This window comes from Halorubrum sp. PV6 (assembly GCF_003990725.2).
Classification (GTDB): domain Archaea; phylum Halobacteriota; class Halobacteria; order Halobacteriales; family Haloferacaceae; genus Halorubrum.
Map to the genome: position 1 here is coordinate 71,373 of NZ_CP030065.1, position 17,351 is coordinate 88,723.

At 60.6% G+C, this 17,351-nt stretch carries 16 protein-coding genes and 2 pseudogenes; 11 read left to right on the forward strand and 7 right to left on the reverse strand.

The features are described 5' to 3' along the window. The first annotated feature begins 20 nt into the window (after window positions 1-20). The 4 genes and pseudogenes from DOS48_RS28065 to DOS48_RS29465 all read left to right on the forward strand — a co-directional run bounded on the left by DOS48_RS28065 (window position 21) and on the right by DOS48_RS29465 (window position 2,545). Window positions 21-1,160, forward strand: coding sequence for a DUF3179 domain-containing protein (locus DOS48_RS28065; RefSeq protein WP_168654334.1), 1,140 nt, complete (start codon window positions 21-23; stop codon window positions 1,158-1,160). Next, the gene (locus tag DOS48_RS28070) at window positions 1,157-1,759 is read left to right on the forward strand and encodes a hypothetical protein (protein ID WP_168654335.1); all 603 of its coding nucleotides are present in this window, start codon (window positions 1,157-1,159) and stop codon (window positions 1,757-1,759) included. Before DOS48_RS28065 ends, DOS48_RS28070 begins: the two co-directional genes overlap by 4 nt. A 6-nt stretch (window positions 1,760-1,765) precedes the next feature. Next, window positions 1,766-2,275, forward strand: a pseudogene (locus DOS48_RS29685) (DUF547 domain-containing protein); the annotation flags it as partial. A 21-nt stretch (window positions 2,276-2,296) separates the two neighbouring features. Then, window positions 2,297-2,545 carry a hypothetical protein gene (locus tag DOS48_RS29465; RefSeq protein WP_244629430.1) on the forward strand — a complete coding sequence of 83 codons (249 nt, stop codon included), beginning with the start codon at window positions 2,297-2,299 and terminating at the stop codon, window positions 2,543-2,545. Window positions 2,546-2,682: 137 nt separating this feature from the next. On the opposite strand, the gene DOS48_RS28080 is transcribed toward DOS48_RS29465, so the two are convergent. The 4 genes from DOS48_RS28080 to DOS48_RS28100 form a co-directional block, all read right to left on the reverse strand. Continuing rightward, the gene (locus DOS48_RS28080) at window positions 2,683-3,555 is read right to left on the reverse strand and encodes a hypothetical protein (RefSeq protein ID WP_168654336.1); all 873 of its coding nucleotides are present in this window, start codon (window positions 3,553-3,555) and stop codon (window positions 2,683-2,685) included. 594 nt (window positions 3,556-4,149) lie between these two features. After that, window positions 4,150-4,740 carry a DUF4397 domain-containing protein gene (locus DOS48_RS28090; RefSeq protein WP_168654338.1) on the reverse strand — a complete coding sequence of 197 codons (591 nt, stop codon included), beginning with the start codon at window positions 4,738-4,740 and terminating at the stop codon, window positions 4,150-4,152. A gap of 350 nt (window positions 4,741-5,090) precedes the next feature. Next, window positions 5,091-5,411, reverse strand: a complete 321-nt coding sequence (locus tag DOS48_RS28095; RefSeq protein ID WP_168654339.1) for a hypothetical protein — start codon at window positions 5,409-5,411, stop codon at window positions 5,091-5,093. A 222-nt stretch (window positions 5,412-5,633) separates the two neighbouring features. Then, on the reverse strand, window positions 5,634-6,926 hold the full coding sequence (locus tag DOS48_RS28100; protein ID WP_168654340.1) for an RNA-guided endonuclease TnpB family protein: 1,293 nt from the start codon (window positions 6,924-6,926) through the stop codon (window positions 5,634-5,636). A gap of 717 nt (window positions 6,927-7,643) precedes the next feature. Here DOS48_RS28100 and DOS48_RS28105 point away from each other — a divergent pair. Then, window positions 7,644-8,213, forward strand: coding sequence for a hypothetical protein (locus DOS48_RS28105; protein WP_168654341.1), 570 nt, complete (start codon window positions 7,644-7,646; stop codon window positions 8,211-8,213). Between the two features lie 313 nt (window positions 8,214-8,526). Here the strand turns inward: DOS48_RS28105 and DOS48_RS29605 are convergent, their stop codons facing one another. The 3 genes from DOS48_RS29605 to DOS48_RS28125 form a co-directional block, all read right to left on the reverse strand. Further along, the gene (locus DOS48_RS29605; RefSeq protein WP_168654342.1) at window positions 8,527-9,015 is read right to left on the reverse strand and encodes a hypothetical protein; all 489 of its coding nucleotides are present in this window, start codon (window positions 9,013-9,015) and stop codon (window positions 8,527-8,529) included. A gap of 17 nt (window positions 9,016-9,032) precedes the next feature. Further along, a complete protein-coding gene (locus tag DOS48_RS28120) occupies window positions 9,033-9,584 on the reverse strand; it encodes a hypothetical protein (RefSeq protein ID WP_168654610.1) in 552 nt (183 codons plus the stop codon). 176 nt (window positions 9,585-9,760) lie between these two features. After that, the gene (locus DOS48_RS28125) at window positions 9,761-10,507 is read right to left on the reverse strand and encodes an IclR family transcriptional regulator (protein ID WP_168654343.1); all 747 of its coding nucleotides are present in this window, start codon (window positions 10,505-10,507) and stop codon (window positions 9,761-9,763) included. A 323-nt stretch (window positions 10,508-10,830) separates the two neighbouring features. Between DOS48_RS28125 and DOS48_RS28130 the strand changes: the two genes are divergently transcribed. The 6 genes and pseudogenes from DOS48_RS28130 (at window position 10,831) to DOS48_RS28155 (ending at window position 17,322) form a co-directional block, all read left to right on the forward strand. Beyond that, a complete protein-coding gene (locus DOS48_RS28130; RefSeq protein ID WP_168654344.1) occupies window positions 10,831-12,177 on the forward strand; it encodes an extracellular solute-binding protein in 1,347 nt (448 codons plus the stop codon). Window positions 12,178-12,194: 17 nt separating this feature from the next. Next, on the forward strand, window positions 12,195-13,265 hold the full coding sequence (locus tag DOS48_RS28135; RefSeq protein WP_168654345.1) for a carbohydrate ABC transporter permease: 1,071 nt from the start codon (window positions 12,195-12,197) through the stop codon (window positions 13,263-13,265). Next, window positions 13,265-14,101, forward strand: a complete 837-nt coding sequence (locus DOS48_RS28140; protein ID WP_053773107.1) for a carbohydrate ABC transporter permease — start codon at window positions 13,265-13,267, stop codon at window positions 14,099-14,101. Before DOS48_RS28135 ends, DOS48_RS28140 begins: the two co-directional genes overlap by 1 nt. 2 nt (window positions 14,102-14,103) lie before the next feature. After that, window positions 14,104-15,225, forward strand: coding sequence for an ABC transporter ATP-binding protein (locus DOS48_RS28145; protein ID WP_168654346.1), 1,122 nt, complete (start codon window positions 14,104-14,106; stop codon window positions 15,223-15,225). Between the two features lie 6 nt (window positions 15,226-15,231). Beyond that, a pseudogene (gene dgoD / locus DOS48_RS28150) lies at window positions 15,232-16,379 on the forward strand (galactonate dehydratase). A gap of 76 nt (window positions 16,380-16,455) precedes the next feature. After that, window positions 16,456-17,322, forward strand: a complete 867-nt coding sequence (locus tag DOS48_RS28155) for an SDR family NAD(P)-dependent oxidoreductase (protein WP_168654347.1) — start codon at window positions 16,456-16,458, stop codon at window positions 17,320-17,322. Window positions 17,323-17,351 lie beyond the last annotated feature (29 nt).

Sequence of the window (17,351 nt, forward strand, 5' to 3'; positions counted from 1 at the left end):
CGTTGACGCCAACCTATTGTATGGTACAAATTGACAGACGAGCCCTCCTCGGCGCCCTCGGGGTCGGAATATCGTCGGTTTCGGGGTGTCTTGGATCCCCTGACGCCGGCGCCGGATCAGGTCCGATTACCGACAGTTCTGACGGATCGACCGGTTCGGCTGTCGATGGGCCGCCGACGGTTGAGCGGTCGCTCCCGGCGGCGTACACAGCCGAGAAACTCGAAGCGGCGAGCCGATCCGGCGGGCCGCCCCCCGACGGTATTCCCGCGATCGAGGACCCGCAGTTCGCCGAGGCGACGGATCCGCCGGCGTTGCTCGACGACGGCGATCCGGTGTTCGGCGTCGTCCTCGACGGTGAAGCGAAGGCGTACCCGCAGTCGATTCTCGTCTGGCACGAAATCGTCAACGACATCGTCGGCGGAACGCCAGTGTCCGTGACGTACTGTCCGCTTACCGGCACTGCACAGGGTTTCCACCGTGGCGAGACAACGTTTGGAGTCTCGGGGCAGCTGATCAACGCGAACCTCGTCATGTTCGACCGAGCGACCGAGCGCTGGTGGCCGCAGATGCTCGCAACGCGGATCACCGGCGACGACCCCGGAGAGTACCTGAAGGAGTTCCGGGTCGTCTGGACGACGTGGGAACGGTGGCGCTCGGCTCATCCCGAGACGGTCGTGCTCACCGAGGACACCGGATTCGCCCGGAACTACGGCAGCGATCCGTACGGCGGGTACAACCCCCGAAACGGGTACTACGCTGGCGACGCCTTTCTGTTTCCACCGCTTACGGAGGACAACCGGCTCGCCCCGAAAACCGTCGTGATCGGGATGCGGTCGGCGAACGGCGCCGTCGCCGTCCGCAAGGAGACGCTCCGTGAAGAGCGGATTATCGAGTTCGATCTCGGTGGCGTCCGTCACGCGGCCGTCTACGACGAATCGCTCGACACCGGATACGTGTACAAAAGCGGAGATGGCACCGAGATCGACGGGACGGATAGTGCCGACCTCGAAACCGCGACGCTCTCGTGGGCGGACGGGGACGTCGACGTCGACGGCGCCGTTCACGCTCCCGACTCGCTGCCGTTCGAGCGGGAGATTGTCTTCGATGCCATGTGGTTCGCTTGGTACGGCTACTACCCGATGACCGATCTTCACCGATGAGCGCTCGCAGCACACGTGCGACGTTTTACGATGTCCTCGGAAACATCGACGGGGCGGTGCGACTGGCCATCGGTCGCCGCGATAGCGCGGCGGTCGTCGCCGCCGTGACAATCGGCTACTTACTAGCGTATCTCTGGGCGACAGGCGATCTGTCCCTTCGCACAGGGGTCGCCCCCGGCGTCCTCGTGATCGACGACCCGCTTGGTCGCCTGTTCGCCCGGACCGGCCCGGCGTCGTTCGGCGCGATCGCCACGGTCGACACCGGCGTCGTCCGGCTGCTTTTCTCGCCGATCAACGTCGTGATCGGCGGCGTCGTCGCTGGCCTCGTCGGTATCAACCTCGGGATGACGTATCTGGCGGTTCGACGGCCCAAAGCATGCGGGATCGGAGCCGGATCAGGCCTGCTTGCGTCCGTTCCTGCCCTCCTCTCCGGGACGGTCTGTTGCGGCCCGGTCGTGCTGCTCGCGCTCGGCGTCCAAGCGACGGCCGTCGTCCTGACGGCGTTCGTCTGGCTATTACCGATCGGGGTTGCGCTGCTCCTCGCCAGCCTCGCATACGTCGCAATGAAGATCGATCCGGGACGGCCGATCGAATCTTGATCACCGATCGGAGCCGGGACGAGCGAGCGATTCACTCCGGCTCCGTCGCCACGAGCGCTATCCGGTAACTGCTCCTGTGGCGGCGAGACCCCACCCGATGGTCGATCCCGCGGCGACGAGCACCATCGTCACCACGGCCGGGAGCGGCTTTTCGCGTCTCGTGAACCGGTAGTAGCCAGGGATGAACCCAACCATCGGCAGTACGGTCCCGACGAGCGGCTCGCGTTCTGGCTCAACGTCTACAACGCCGCGACGGGGCCCGCCCTGCTCGCGGCTCCTGAGCGTTTCGAGGACCGTCGTCGGTTCTTCGGCGACTCGATCGTCGCCGTCGCCGGGACTGACCTGAGTCTCGATCAGATAGAACACGGGATTCTCCGGGGGTCACAGTGGAAGTACGGGCTCGGCTACGTCGCAAATCCCTTCCCCTCGGCGTTCGTCCGGCGCCACCGCGTCGCCGAGCCCGACGCGCGCGTTCACTTCGCACTCAACTGCGGTGCCGCCTCCTGTCCCGCGGTCGCGGCCTACGACGCCGCCGACGTGGACGACCAGCTCGACCGGTCCGCTGCCTCCTACCTACAGAGCGAAACCGTCGTTGACGACGGGACCGCCCGGATCCCTCGCCTCCTCTTGTGGTACCGCGGCGATTTCGGCGGACGGTCGGGCATCCATGCGCTCCTCCGCAAGTACGACGCGATCGACCCCGACTCGATCTTGCGGCTCCGCTACCGCGAGTACGACTGGTCGCTCGCGCTCGACGCGTTCCGAACCGAGGAAGAGAGCCGATGAACGACGACGGCCTGTTGGGATCGTTGTCGGTTGTCGGACTGTTGAGCCTCTGTTGTATCGACGGCGGTGGCGCGTCCGTAACCGTCGTCACCACAGGTGCGTCGAGCGCTCGCGGCGCGGTGACTCTCGATACTGTATTAGTAGGGGCGCTTCGCCGACGCGTCGGCAATCGTCTGAAACTGCGTCGGGTCTTGAAGAAATTCCTCACCCATGTCGGCGATCGCCGACTGGTCGATGTATTCCACGCCGTCGCCGTACACCGCTAGCACAGGCTCGTCTTTGAACTCGCCGATCGGGCGAGACGTGGCGCACTCTATCCCGACGTACGTTCCTCCCGGGAGGGTAGGTGCGTCGGCGTACGCCTCTGGGAGGTCACCTCTGTGAACGCCCGCCAGCATGTGGCCGGGAAGGATCACCATCGCGGTCCGGTAGCCGAATGCCGGCTGGGAAAGCATTCCGACCAGCAGGTACGTGAGGTCCTCGCAGTCACCGCAGCCATCGACGAGCGTCTCCTCGACGGTTCGGATGTAGTCCGGCGCTCCCGTCGATTCCGAATCTGTCGCGTATCTGAGCGAGTGTACAAGTCCAATTGCCCCATCGAGAAGGATCGACTCAGGGAGCGATTGCGGAGTACACTTGCCTCTCGTGCTCGCGCTGATGAGTGCCTCCGTGAGCCGCTCGGCGTGAGCACTCGTCTTCGCCGCTTCGAAGCCGCTCAAATATCCGTGCGCCTCGTCGGCCGCCTCTCTGTACGCAGACCGCTCAATCGGGAACTCCAGACGCCACTCACGTCCGGACCGGTCCGTCCACTCGTACGTCATGGCGTAGCCGTCCGCAGTTCGTTCCCGAGTAGTCGAATCTCTCGCGTCGATGGGTGTCGGCTGCGTCGGCTCGCTTGCAGAAAGAGACAGCGCCGCAGACCACAAATTGGACAGTTTGACGACCGAAGAAACGCCGACCCCGAGCGCGGCTCGGTTCAGCGCGTTGTCGAGGAGCTCCCGCCGTTTCATACCCACCGACGGACCACCTCGAATTCATTTGTTATTGGCAGAGGCATCCGAATCGGCGTCGGGCGCAACATCTGAATCCGAGCTGACGGGGGTATCGGATTCGACACTAGTCGGCACCGTCGGGCCTCTTGACCGTCTCGACCGCCGCGTTCGCGGTCCATCCGGGCGGTTATCGGAAGCATTCGGGCTTGACGACGGAGTCGACATCTGCCGTCACCCACGTTGACAGCCGCTCCTCGTCGGTTGCGTCAACTGGGAACACTGTGACCCGATCGGGACCCGACGACTGCCTGTCAACCTGATGTACCAGACCGGTGAACGCGGGACTCACCAACCTCTGCCCGGTCGTCTCATCGTTCCTTGACCTCCGGTTGGTATCTGTTGTCATCTGTTGCTTGTCCGGGTTATTCGGCAGCCGGTTCTTGAACCCTTATAATAGGTGCACGGACGCGTCAGAGGTCAACCGGTGGGATATATACTCGTTGTGACCGGTCTGTTGTACCCGTTCCCGCTCGACAAAAATGAAATCATCGTGGAAGTCGGCTAAGCGGCCAGCTCTAGCGAACAGTAGCGTGAAAAATCGAGGTCGGGAGGCTACTGGGTGTCGTCCGCGAACACTGCGCCGAGCGAGTCGTCACCCGCCTGCCCAACCGCGATTGCTGAGACTGCGGCGCCGCCGTCAAGTTCGGTGTCAGGCAGCGAGAGCGCGATGTCGTCGCTTCCATGCGGGACGACCTCAACGTCGTAGGAGCCAGCGTCAACAGGAACGTACTCGCTGGCGCTTCGGAACTCGATATTTTCACACAGAGTCGGACCACCGTTGGCGACTCGCACGTCGACAGCGGGAGCGTCCGGTGAGGCGTGGACAAACCGGACGTGAGTTTGGTCGGCTTCGACATCACCGGGGGCGTCGGAAAGTACTGTACACTCGGCTTCAGCGAGCATACCAGTCGCAAGCGCCGAGTACGCGCCGTTTGCCTCAAGTTCGACTGTCAGATCGAGGACTGCCTCGTCGTCGCCATGCGGCGTGACAGCGATCTCGTGGCTTTCAGCCGGCAGCTCGGCGTACTCGCTGATGGTTTCGAATGGCACGTCTTCGAAGGCGATTTCGCCGTCGACGTGGACATCGACGTTCGGTGCGTCCGGACAACAGTGACCAACGCGGACGGATGCGGTTTCTGCCATAGCAGCTCTTACTCCTCGCGCTAGAAGTTTCAACCTATATATGTGAACAAAATATATTATATATGGGTATGAGCCGTACGGGGGAGACCGGAGCACGCAGTTCGTGCTCTCCGAGGCGGCGTTGTATCCCGACTTCAGCTACACAGGCGAAAGCGACCGCAACTCCAACTCGGCCAGCGAGCGATGGATCGGGTCCGAGCAGGACTTCAGTCAGGGGGCTAGTCGTTTTCGTGCGCGTGAGAGCCGAACCAACCCGGGTTATTATATAAAATACATCGGGCGTACACCTCGCAGAGAGTCATCTTCCGGCTTGATTGGGTTGAACCGCTCAGCACGGTTCACATATTATCTCAATTGGGCTCGCTCTGATTCGAGAGTTCTCTGAGTGCTTTTGCTACGGCCTCAACTTCTATAGTAGACTCAAACTTCTTAAACTTATCAAGCGCGCTATCCGACCAATCCCCTGTACTCTTTTTCTCTTGAATGAACCCTTCAAGAAAGACAGCAGCACGGTATGCCTCTTTGGGGGTGAGGGTAGCAGGCACATCTGACGGCGTGATTAAATTGAGGTCAGCCTGATATTCTTGAATTTCAAACGACCATTCACCATCATCGTCATGAAATGACTCATAACGCTTCTCAAAATTGGAAGGCCCTACCTGATTCCTCATATAGTCATATATAGTAGTATGTTCTTATCCAATAAAGAGATTTCCATGCGCTCAAATAGGTGTGCGAGATAGAGGGCGCGTATCTCTGATAGGTCGCTACAAGGCTCTCCGGATTACTGCCCGGAGCCGTACCGACCGATTCCCACCGCAATCAGCAACAGTACGAGTACGACAGGTGTGTGAACTGCCTCGGGGTCAAGCCCCGAGGCTTCTTCCTGCGGCTTAGCGTAACACTCCCGCGCCACTCTCGGTCTGGTGACCTCCAACGAGTGACGGGGTCGCAGCCGGGCGGTCCACACGCCCCGATGCCTCTCGTCGCACCTGCTGGAATCCCGGTAGGATCTTGAGAAGAGGCACATTTCTCTCTTCTTTCGACATCCACCTTTTCGCGATACTGATGCCAGCCCCACGATCTGCGTGGTCCTGACACCCGCACTCAACACACTTGAATCGCTTCCCACGCCGATTCGCTCGGACTCGGTGTTCGCACTCCGTTCTCGGACACTCTTGGGACGTGTACTCTGGATCAACCGCATCTGACGGGATGCCCTCCCATGCCGCTTTGTACGTGATGTACGACCGAAGCTTAGCGAACGGAAGCGAGTGTAGCCGCCGGTTCATTCGAGTCCCATACTCGATGTCTTCACGCATGTCGGTCAAGTCCTCGAAGACCATGATCGGATTTTCGAACTGACTGACCCACTCCACAACGTCGTGTGATATTTTGTGGAGTTGGTCGTGAACGTACCGCTTTTCACGGTCTTGAAGAACTGTCTCGAACGCGGTTTGCCCGTTCTGTTGCATTCGCTTCCGCATCGTGAAGAACTCGTGACGGCGTTCCTTGATCAGTGTGTAGTCGATGATCACGGAGGCAATGATATCGTCTTCGTCCAATACGGCGAGCGCAACACAGTCCTCGTTGATGTCCACGCCAACAACGGTCTGAGCGTCCTCTTTGGGAGCTACGTCAGCAGTTGTCCGCGTGACGTTCACGTGTAGTTCGTGGCCGCCGTCTACGGGAACGACTTCTGCGGTACCGACACGCCATTCGTCATCTTCATCTTGAAGTGCGGTTTGGAGTTGTTCCACGTGATCGGGACTGCCCGTGAGAACGCCGCGAACGTGGTTGTGTTTGAGTGCACTAACTCTGAAGTGGATGTCGTTGGTGTCCCCGTCAAGAGATAGGTCGTATCCCTCTCCGTGATTCATCCGAATGGGGAATGGTTCGCGAACGTTGTTGTTGGGGCGTCCGTAGTCGTGATCCTCGTCGCCGTAGTATTCTCGGAGTGCGGTGGTCGCTTTGGCGACGAGTCGTTGAGTGGTGTTTTGGACGTGGTCGCTGCGGTCAACGACGGCGTCTTCGATGTCGTCCCAATCCCAGCCTTCCTTGTCGAGACGGAAGATCTCGTTGACGACTCGTCGGGATTCGAGTGTGCCGTCTGTTAGGAGGGATGGATCGCCCTCTCGAATGTCGAGCTGGAAATCGAGAGTGTGGGTGAGTCCATCCGCTTCCATAGTCAATTATCCGAGATGTTGTCTTCTAAAGCTACCGGATTCTGTTGTTTGTGTAGTGTTTGTCGGCATTCACTCTCGGGGTCAAGCCCCGAGGCACTCTGCCTCGAACTCTGTAGAGTGATTATAGAGATTCAAGGAGAATGAATCCGACACTACTCTCCACGAACCACGTTCGGTGGCGTTCCTGCGTTTCTAATCCGTAGTTTCAAGTATTGTCACTTCATAGTAATGATCAAGGTCTGGTCGGAACGGAGCGATTCCGAACAGCCTTCGGAGGCGGTCTATCCGCCACTAATGAGACAGTATCCGAAACGCCAACACGGTGAACACGAACGCAAACACGTTCGCCTCGTGCCTGTTGGTTGAGCAAGCCCAAAGGTAACTCCAAGTCCGTCGAAGCGACGTTGACTCCCTACTGGCAAAAACAACAGATGGGAGTCAAACGACGCCGAGGATAGGAGTAACGGCGGGTTGGCACCGCCAGTCAGCCGCTGACCACGATGGCTGGGTTAAACGGGTTCCCGAAAAGTGGCAGAGTCATGGTTGCGAACCTGAAACTCCCAACGCTCGGGATTCCTCCGCCTTCAGACGGAGGAGGATGTCAAGTTGATGCTGTGGGCGTTGAGTTTGTTTTCGATGTGAATCTTCGATTCTGCCAGAACTGAATCATCTCGACACAGTGAATTTATTCAGGTCAGAGCCGATTCACTGCCAAGCGTGGGAAAACTTGAGCAGCCGATCGTTCGATGGACAATTGCATGTGTGTTTCTTGCTGTTGAGCTGTTGCTTTTTGTTGTCATTCCTGACCCAGGGGAAGGGGGCAGATATGTGGTCACTCCCGCCACCCAAGCGATGTGGACAATACTCTCGTTTATATTATTCTTCGTGCTGTTGTCGACGCTGAAAGATTTCGGCGAAAGAGACAGACCGCTCGCCCATGCTGCCGAGCAGGTTGAGACTACCCAGCAACGACGGGCTAGATATATTCGCAAGACAGCCCGTTTAATACGGATTGAGACGACTGGACCGCTCGTATCGTGGTTCGCTGCCGGCTTTTTGATTCTCCTGGCGGTTGGGGTGGCAACAGAAAGCGTCTCCGGACAGCCAGTTCGACTTATCTGTACGACAATCATATATGTATTGTTAGCAGCCTTTGCAGCCCCTCCTGTCCGTGGCTACTTCATTCGGAAGCTGCGAGTAACGATCCCACGGCCGATTGTGGTCATCATTCTCGTTGTGGGGACCATCCTGAACCAGGCGGCGGTAGCCCCACCACTAACGACCTAAACTAGTTAGAACCGCTTCGTTCAAGGGTCAAGATTGCTGACTTCATCCTCTGTAGTCAGCACCGCTCCAAGAACATATCACTGGTTGAGGATTTCAACAGAGCCTTAGTTTTCAAGTTCACCGAGCCCGTCGGGGCTGTTCTCGATACATTGAGCGACGACGAGCGACTCCAAGAGATTCCTGCGAAAGAACTTGGGTATAAAGCGAGGCACGAACAGGGGCAGTGGGTGACCCAACGTGATGTCGCGGAGACAGGGAACGTCACGCCAACGACGGTCCGGAGGCATCACGAAACACTTGATGAACTCGCTGTTTAAACGGGCCAAGTAGGGAGCGAGGGCATCCCATTCTCCCAACGAACCGCCTCTACCGCCGTCGGGAACTGTTGGAGTCGGTCATCGAGGACGGCGAGCGGGTGCGCATCGAGAAACGATGCGCGATGTCGATTGACAGGCGTGTCTTCGTGATTCAGTTGGATGTGACAGGATCCAAGATCCGGATGATCGGCGTCTTTGTGGAAGCCGAGCATCAGGTTCCGGTCCGGTTCGACCCAGTTGATGTGGTAGTATTCGTGGTCGACGCCATCGGGATACCAGAACCGAATCTCCAGTCGTGCAGTCGCGACATCGTAGGAGTCACTCAGGAAGGTTGTCGGATCGACATCCGCGATGACGTACCGGGGTCGGCGTCGAGACGGACGATAGCGTACCTCCACACACCCAGCTTGATACGTCAATCGGTCGTGAACGTCGCGGAGAAGAGTCCGCTGTGTATAGCGGTCGCGACCTGCGAGAAAGATCATACTGTGAGAGAGGAGGATTAGCTCGTGGCGCGGTCAGCCACGTCGGTCATCTGCTCGCGGGCGGCTTCAACGTCGGAGTAGAGTTCCAGTGCGTGCTTGATGAGGCGGCGATCCTCCTCGTTCTCACGCCAGAACGCGATGACGTCGCGGCGCTCGCGAAGCTCAGTACTTGCGAGATCACCGTCGGCGAGCGACTGTTCGAGTTCCTCCCACGTCTCGACGTCGTAGGTGGCCTGCCACTCCTCTATCTCCTCGGTGATCGCGGCCAATTCGTTGCGTAGCTCCTCGCGCGCGTTTTCCTCGATGAGCGTACGGATCTCCTCGAAGAGCAGTCGCGTGTAGTCCGGTTGGTAGCGCGTGGTCTCGCCCGCCTCGACGCGGCGCAGCTGGCCTTGGTCGACGAGATCCTGGAGTTCCTCGTTGGTCGTACTCCAGGCAGCGTCGGCCTGTTTGCTAATCCAGTTGACCGACCGCGGTTCGCGAAGCGTCTCGGCGACCGCTCGAATACGGTCGCGGGCGCTCATCGATTCAGCCCACGACTGGACGCCATCTCCCGAAGATTCGGACATGCTTGGCACCTCTTGGGACAGTGTTAACGCTGAACTCGCATATATGTTTGTACTTTCTCGCATAATCGAGAGTGAGTTACTCCACTATCTGTGATCTGGTCGAGTCGATCAGTTCTGATGAAAATTCTGTTTCCGGAGACATATTAACTCGGACCGAATCGAGGAGGGCTGCCGCGTCACAACAGTTCGAGTTCGATCGTCTTTGCAGTGCTGGATACGAGCCCAGCTGTGTCTTCTTCGAGTCGCTTTCCCTGCATCTCGTCGGCCGATCCAGAGACGCTAACCGCGCCCATAGGGTCACCGTCGACGACGATAGGCGAGGCGACACAGCGCCAGTTTCCGTTGAGTTCGCCGCGGTCGAATGCGATCTTTCGATCTCTGATTGACCGGAGCTCTGATCTGAGCGTCGCGGGGTCTGTCACGGTTCGTTCGGTCTTCTGATCGAGTCCGTGGCGAGCGACGTACGCGTCAATCTCGTCCGGGGACCTGAACGCGAGGACCGCCTTCCCGGCGGCGGCCGCGTGAAGTCGGACGCTCCCACCGATCGGAATCGGATGGTCCTGCTGGCCGGCGCGGTGGAGGTACACTACGTTCGGCCCCTCGGGGACGACGAGGTTCGCCACCGCGTTCGTGTTTCGTGCGAGCCCCCGAATTTCACCGCTTGCCGCCTGGTAGACGGGGTTCCGTTCTCGTGTCCCGAACCCGATCCGGAGGCATTGGTGCGTGAGTTCGTACGTTCCCTCCGTGTTCGTCACGTATCCGAGCGTACAGAGCGTCGAGAGGTGGTTGTAGACCGCGCTCTTCGAGACTGCTAATTCGTCGGCTAGTTCGGTGACGCCGCCGCCGTCACGCTCATATAGCTCTTCGAGGATCTGGAGGGATGTTACGGTCGCCTGAACGGTGACGGAGTCTGCATCTCCCATCGTTTCGATGGGTTGTACGGACGACAGAGGTATAACTTTTGTTTACCATGGGTGAACGCCGTGGAGACTATGACTATATTTTCAGACTCAAATATAATAACATAACATCCGATGAAAGAAATTAAACAGATTTGTCGCCATATGGTATAGCAACACATATAATGTAGTACCGTTCTGACCAAGAAAACGCATTACGAGCGTTTGTAGCCTACTTTTAGGACAGTTGTCCAGCATCTTTATATACCTGTACTACAACAGAGCAATAGTCAGGTACGATCATGACTGATAGACTAAACTACGCACAAGTGGGGCGACGACGGCTGATGAAAGGCGCAGGACTCGCGGGGATCGCGGGCCTCGCAGGCTGTGTCGGAACCGGTGATCCGGGCAGTGGAGACGGGAGCGACGGCGGTGACGGCAGTGACGGCGGCGATGGGAGTGACGGCAGCGACGGCAGTGACGACAGCGGAAACACGGCGATGGCGTCCGAAATCAACGTGTGGGGTTGGGACGTTGCCGCGCGGGCGCTGCAGATCACGGCCGAAGAGTACGAGGCAGAAAACGACGCAACGGTCGCGGTCGAGGAGTTCGGTCGCTCGGCGATGAAAGACCGTCTCCAGACCAACCTGCTTTCCGGCTCCGGTGCGCCGGCGGTCTCCATGCTCGAGTCCGTCGACGGTCCCTCGTTCATCGCGACTGACTCCGTCGCCCCACTCACCGACGAGATCGAGGAGGCGAGCGTTCAGGAGGACTTCGTCTCCGGCAAGTGGGAAGCGCTCACTGTCGACGGCGACATCTACGCGCTCCCGTGGGACACCGGCCCAACAGCGGTCTACTACCGCCGGTCGGTGTACGACGAACACGACATCGACCCCTCATCGATCGAGACGTGGGCAGACCTCATCGAAGAGGGCCAGAAGCTCCCGGACGACCAGTACATGCTCAACCTCCCCGAGGGCGACCTCTCTGGAGTCTGGCGCTACCAGTTCCGTCAGCTGTCCGGCGAGCCGTTCCTGGACAGCGGCGAGGTGAACATCCACAACGAGAAGTCGCTCAAAGTGGCCCAAAACATCAAAGAGATCTACGACGCCGACATCGCGGCCAACATCGAGGGCTGGACCTCGGCGTGGTTCAGCGCGTACGGCGACGCGACCATCGCGTCGCTCCCCTCGGCGGCGTGGATGGAGGGGACGCTGCGCGCAGAGCTTCCCGATACCGCGGGCGACTGGGGTGTGTACAAGATTCCCGCCCTTGAGTCCGGCGGTCCGCGGGCGTCGAACTGGGGCGGTTCCAACCTCATGATCGCCAACCAGGTCTCCGAAGAAAAGAAACAGCGCGGCTGGGACTACATGGAGTGGTCGCTGGCGACCGAGGAGATGCAACTCGCCATGTACGACGAATACGGACTGTTCCCGGCTCTGGAGACCGTCTACGACGAGCCAGTGTTCGACGAGGAACTGGACTTCTACGACGGACAGGCGGCTCGTGCGCTGTTCGCCGAGGTCGCACAGAACGCGCCGGGCTACCGGTTCACCGCCGACACGCCCGAAGTGTCGCAGGCGATGGAAACCGAACTCCAGCGCATGATAAACGGCGAGCAGTCTCCTGAAGAGGCTGTACAGGCTGCTGCGGAGACGGTCGGCGAAAACACCGATCGAGACCTCGCGTAATCGAGGTAATCGATCGCATGGCAACTTCTGACGAGACAACTGATCGAACCGGCCAAGCGTACCGCCGCCGTGCCAGTGAGAAAGTCCGGGAAGCGACGCGAGAGTTCAGACGAGCGTTCCGTCCGGTGTGGGACCGATTCCGGTTCGCGAGACAGGATCTGACAGCGGCGACGCCGACGCTGCCGCGGGTCGCGTACCTGTTCATCTCTCCGTTCTTCCTGCTTTTCAGCGTGTTCCTCGCCTTCCCGGTGTTTTACACTCTGTACCTGTCGTTCTTTGAGTACCAGGGCGTCGGACAGGGCTCGCTGTTCTGGATCGATCTCGGCCCGCTGTACATCGAAATACCGCGGATAGCACAGCTTGATTTCGTCGCGCTCGGAAATTACGCTCGGCTGCTCGGCAACGACCTGTTCTGGCAGTCGATGTTCAACACCTCGTACATCTTGGTCATCCAGGTCCCGCTGATGATCGGGCTTGCGCTCGCGCTCGCGCTCGCACTGAACGCCTCCTTTATGCGACTGAAAGGGGTGTTCCGGACCGCCATCGCGCTGCCAGTGTCGGCCAACCTCGTAGCGTACTCGACGGTGTTCCTGTTGCTCTTTAACGAGCAACTGGGCTTCCTCAACTACGTCCTCGCGGGCGTCGGACTGGGTCCGGTCCCGTGGCTGACCGACGGGTTCTGGGCGCGGAACACGATCATCGCGGCCGTGACGTGGCGATGGACGGGATACAACATGATCATCCTCCTCGCCGGTCTCCAGACGATTCCACAGCAACTGTACGAGGCCGCGGAGATTGACGGGGCGAACCGCTGGGAGAAATTCCGGTACGTCACGCTCCCGCAGCTCAAACCGGTGTTGCTGTTCGTCGTCGTGCTGTCGACAATTGGCACCTTCAAACTGTTCGCCGAGCCGTACGTCATCACCGGCGGCGGTCCGACGAACTCCACTATCACTATCGTGCAGTACATCTACCGACAGGCATTCATCAACTTCAACCTCGGCTACGCGAGCGCGCTCACGGTCGTCTTCGTGGCGATCGTCAGCGTGTTCTCGGTCGTCCAGATCAAGATCGGAGGTGAGGACTGATGCGCGACCAGCGTCGTAAGGACGCGGTCTGGCAGTTCCTCACCTACGCGTTCGTCATCACGATGGTTATCGTGATGATGGTCCCGCTGTACTGGATGTTGGTGGCCGCAACGCTCCCGCAAGAGCAGTTTCTGCAGTTCCCGCCGCGGTTGATCCCCGGCACCGCGTTTATGGACAACTTCGCGGCCCTGCAGGAGCGACTCGACTTCGTCCGGACGATCCGGAACAGCGTCCTCATCGCCGTCATCTACACGCTGCTGTCGCTTGTGCTGTGTTCGATGGCCGGCTTTGCGTTCGCGAAGTACGAGTTCAAGTACAAAGAGCCGATCTTCTACACAATTTTGGCGACGCTCGTGTTGCCCATCCAGCTGCTCGTCATTCCGCTGTTCCTGCTGATGGCACAGCTGGACTGGACGAACACGTTCCGAGCGATAATTCTCCCGTGGGCAGCGAACCCTATCGGAATCTTCCTCATGCGACAGAACATGAAATCGATTCCAGACGCCCTGCTTGAGTCCGCGCGGATGGACGGGGCGACGGAGTTCCAGATATTCTACCGGATCGCGCTCCCAACGATGCGGTCGTCGCTGGCCGCGCTCGCGATCATTCTGTTCCTCTTCCAGTGGGACCTGTTCCTTTACCCGCTCGTGATCTTAGAATCCTCGGACATGTACACGATCCCAATCGGGCTGGCACAGCTAACCGGGTTCCAGCGGATCTATTACGATCAGATCATGGTGGCGGCGACACTCGCCATCGTGCCGATGGTCGTGCTGTTCTTAGTGTTACAAAAGCAGTTCGTCAGTGGCATCCTCGCGGGTTCCCTTAAGGAGTAACTATGGCAGGAATCAACATTACAGACCTAGACAAGGTGTACGACTCCGGAACCGAGAACGTGGTCGCGGTAGAGGATCTCTCCGTCGATATCGACCACGGCGAGTTCCTCGTGTTGGTCGGTCCGTCCGGCTGCGGGAAATCGACGACGCTCCGCTGTCTCGCCGGCCTCGAAGACGTGACTGAAGGGTCCATCGCGTTCGGCGACCAAGACGTCACGGACCGCCGGGCCAGCGAGCGCGACGTGGCGATGGTTTTCCAGAACTACGCGCTGTACCCGCACATGACCGTCCGAAGCAACATCGGCTTCGGGCTGAAGCTCTCGACGAAGCTCACCGGCGACGAAATCGAAGAGAAAGTCGAGGACGTCGCCGAGATGCTGGGTATCAGCAAGCTCCTCAACGAGAAGCCGAAGGCGCTCTCGGGAGGGCAACAACAGCGCGTAGCGCTGGGCCGCGCAATCGTCCGCGAGCCGTCCGTATTCCTAATGGACGAGCCGCTCAGCAACCTCGACGCGAAGCTTCGGTCGGACATGCGGACGGAGCTCCAGGAGCTTCAGGCCGACCTCGACGTGACGACAGTGTACGTCACCCACGACCAGACCGAGGCGATGGCGATGGGCGATCGGATCGCCGTGATGGACGGCGGCGTACTCCAGCAGGTCGGCTCCCCGGAGGACGTGTACCGCTCACCGGTCAACCAGTTTGTTGCAGACTTCATCGGCTCGCCGAGTATCAACCTCATCACGGCCGATGTCGACGGTGACACCCTTCGAGGACCCGGCGGGTTCACCTACACGCTCGACGACCCGGCGCCGGTCGAAGGACACGACCGCGTCAGCGTCGGTATCCGCCCGGAAGACATCACTATCATCGACTCGGGAGCGAACGCGGCTGACGTGACGGTCGTCGAACCGATGGGCAACGAGAACTTCCTCTACATGGAGATGGACGGCCACGAACTCACCGCCCGCGTCGAACCGGCCATCCGGCCGGCTGAGGACACGCAGGTCGCCTTCGACTTCAGTGAGGCGGCCGTGTATCTGTTCGATGTCGAAAACGGCGACGCGCTCAAGACCAAAACCGACACCGTCGACCTGTCCGTCGTCGGAACCCCTGAGTCATAACGTATCATGTATATTACTGACTACGAGCTGTTCGAAGTACCGCCCCGCTGGCTGTTCCTGAAGCTCACGACGAGCAATGGCACCGTCGGCTGGGGAGAACCGATCGTCGAGGGGCGCTCGCACACGGTCGTCGCGGCCGTTGAGGAGCTCCTCGACAACTACCTGCTCGGCGAGGACCCGACGCGGATCGAAGATCACTGGCAGGCGATGTATCGGGGCGGCTTCTACCGCGGCGGTCCCGTCCTGATGAGCGCCATCGCCGGCGTCGACCAGGCGCTCTGGGATCTCAAAGGCAAGCAGTTCGGCGCGCCCGTCCACGAACTGCTCGGCGGTCGCGCTCGCGACCGGATCCGGGTGTATCAGTGGATTGGGGGCGACCGCCCGGCGGACGTGGGCGAGGCCGCCCGAAAGAAAGCCGATGCGGGCTTTTCGGCGTTAAAAATGAACGCCACCGCCGAGCTGCGACCGATCGATACCCCGGCCACCGTCGCCGACGCGGTCGACCGGATCGCGGCGGTCCGCGAGGCGGTCGGCGACGAGGTCGACATCGGGTCGACTTCCACGGCCGCGTGTCGAAGCCGATGGTGCGCCGGCTCGCCGCCGCGCTGGAGCCGTACGACCCGATGTTCATCGAGGAGCCGGTGTTGCCCGAGAACAACGACGCGCTCCCGGCGATCCGGCAGTCGACGACCATCCCCATCGCCACCGGCGAGCGTATGTACTCGCGGTGGGATTTCAAGGAGGTGCTGGAGACGGACGCCGTCGACCTGATCCAGCCGGACGTGTCACACGCCGGCGGGATCACCGAACTGAAGAAGATCGCGTCGATGGCCGAGGCGTACGACGTGTCGGTTGCCCCGCACTGCCCGCTGGGGCCGATCGCGCTCGCGTCCTGTATCCAGGTCGACGCCTGCACCCCGAACGCGCTAATCCAAGAACAGTCACTCGACATCCACTACAACGAGACGAGTGACGTGCTGGACTACCTCGCCGATCCCTCGGTCTTCGAGTACCACGACGGCTTCGTCGACATCCCCGACGGCGACGGGCTGGGGATCGAAATCGACGAGGAACACGTTCGCGATCAGCGTGGCGACGTCGACTGGCACAACCCCGTGTGGCGCCACGACGACGGCTCCGTCGCGGAGTGGTGATCGCCGTGTTGACCCAAGCAAGACGGGACGGACACGCGCGACGAGCCGCACCGACGCTTCGGTCCCGGAGGGCGCGATGACCCGCCGACACGAGTCGCCGACCGAACACGCCGTCCCCGGTCGCTTCGCCGGGCAAACCGTGATCGTCACCGGCTCGACGCGGGGGATTGGCGCCGGCGTGGCCGAGCGGTTCGCGGCCGAGGGGGCGAACGTCGTCGTCAGCGGCCGGACCGCGGCCGCCGGCGAGGCCGTCGCCGACCGCATCTCGGAGTCGAACCGGGGAGCTGACGAGCAACGCGCAGACGACGCCCCACTGACGGGCGACGCGACGTTCGTGCGCGCCGACATGCGCAACCCGGACGACGTGGCCGCGCTGGTGGAGGCCGCCGCCGAGCGCTACGGCTCAGTCGATGTCCTCGTCAACAACGCCGGCGTACAGACGGAGACGACCGCCGCGGAGGCGACGCTTGACGACTGGTCGTTCGTCCTGCAGACGGACTTTCGGGCATACTGGCTCGCGGCGCGGGCCGCGCTCGAACACATGGACCGCGGCGCCATCGTCAACGTCTCGTCGAACCACGCCTACGCCACGATGCCCGCGCACTTCCCGTACAACGCGGTGAAGGCGGGAATAAACGGCATGACGCGCTCGCTCGCGGTGGACTTCGGCCCACAGGTCCGGGTGAACACCGTCGTCCCCGGCTGGGTGGAAGTCGAACGGACGCGCGACGAACTGCCCGAGGGTCGACTCGAGGAGGTCGAATCGATCCACCCGACCGGACGGATCGGTACGGTGGCCGACGTGGCTGGAGCGGTCTCGTTCCTCGCGAGCGAGGACGCCGCGTTCGTCACCGGGAGCGCGCTGCTCCTCGACGGCGGTCGCGGCGCGGTGATGCAGGACGACACGCTCCCGAACTACCGGGCGCGCGAGAACGCAGAATAGCCGCCGGCCGCTCGCGGACGCTTTTTTAA

Excerpts from the sequence above, each read along its gene's own strand:
- DOS48_RS28135 (WP_168654345.1), top strand. The coding sequence starts at position 12,195 with ATGGCAACTTCTGACGAGACAACTGATCGAACCGGCCAAGCGTACCGC.
- DOS48_RS28070 (WP_168654335.1), top strand. The coding sequence starts at position 1,157 with ATGAGCGCTCGCAGCACACGTGCGACGTTTTACGATGTCCTCGGAAAC.
- DOS48_RS29605 (WP_168654342.1), bottom strand. The coding sequence starts at position 9,015 with ATGATCTTTCTCGCAGGTCGCGACCGCTATACACAGCGGACTCTTCTC.
- DOS48_RS28120 (WP_168654610.1), bottom strand. The coding sequence starts at position 9,584 with ATGTCCGAATCTTCGGGAGATGGCGTCCAGTCGTGGGCTGAATCGATG.
- DOS48_RS28100 (WP_168654340.1), bottom strand. The coding sequence starts at position 6,926 with ATGGAAGCGGATGGACTCACCCACACTCTCGATTTCCAGCTCGACATT.
- DOS48_RS28080 (WP_168654336.1), bottom strand. The coding sequence starts at position 3,555 with ATGAAACGGCGGGAGCTCCTCGACAACGCGCTGAACCGAGCCGCGCTC.
- DOS48_RS28145 (WP_168654346.1), top strand. The coding sequence starts at position 14,104 with ATGGCAGGAATCAACATTACAGACCTAGACAAGGTGTACGACTCCGGA.
- DOS48_RS28130 (WP_168654344.1), top strand. The coding sequence starts at position 10,831 with ATGAAAGGCGCAGGACTCGCGGGGATCGCGGGCCTCGCAGGCTGTGTC.
- DOS48_RS28155 (WP_168654347.1), top strand. The coding sequence starts at position 16,456 with ATGACCCGCCGACACGAGTCGCCGACCGAACACGCCGTCCCCGGTCGC.
- DOS48_RS28095 (WP_168654339.1), bottom strand. The coding sequence starts at position 5,411 with ATGAGGAATCAGGTAGGGCCTTCCAATTTTGAGAAGCGTTATGAGTCA.
- DOS48_RS28090 (WP_168654338.1), bottom strand. The coding sequence starts at position 4,740 with ATGGCAGAAACCGCATCCGTCCGCGTTGGTCACTGTTGTCCGGACGCA.
- DOS48_RS28140 (WP_053773107.1), top strand. The coding sequence starts at position 13,265 with ATGCGCGACCAGCGTCGTAAGGACGCGGTCTGGCAGTTCCTCACCTAC.
- DOS48_RS28125 (WP_168654343.1), bottom strand. The coding sequence starts at position 10,507 with ATGGGAGATGCAGACTCCGTCACCGTTCAGGCGACCGTAACATCCCTC.
- DOS48_RS28065 (WP_168654334.1), top strand. The coding sequence starts at position 21 with ATGGTACAAATTGACAGACGAGCCCTCCTCGGCGCCCTCGGGGTCGGA.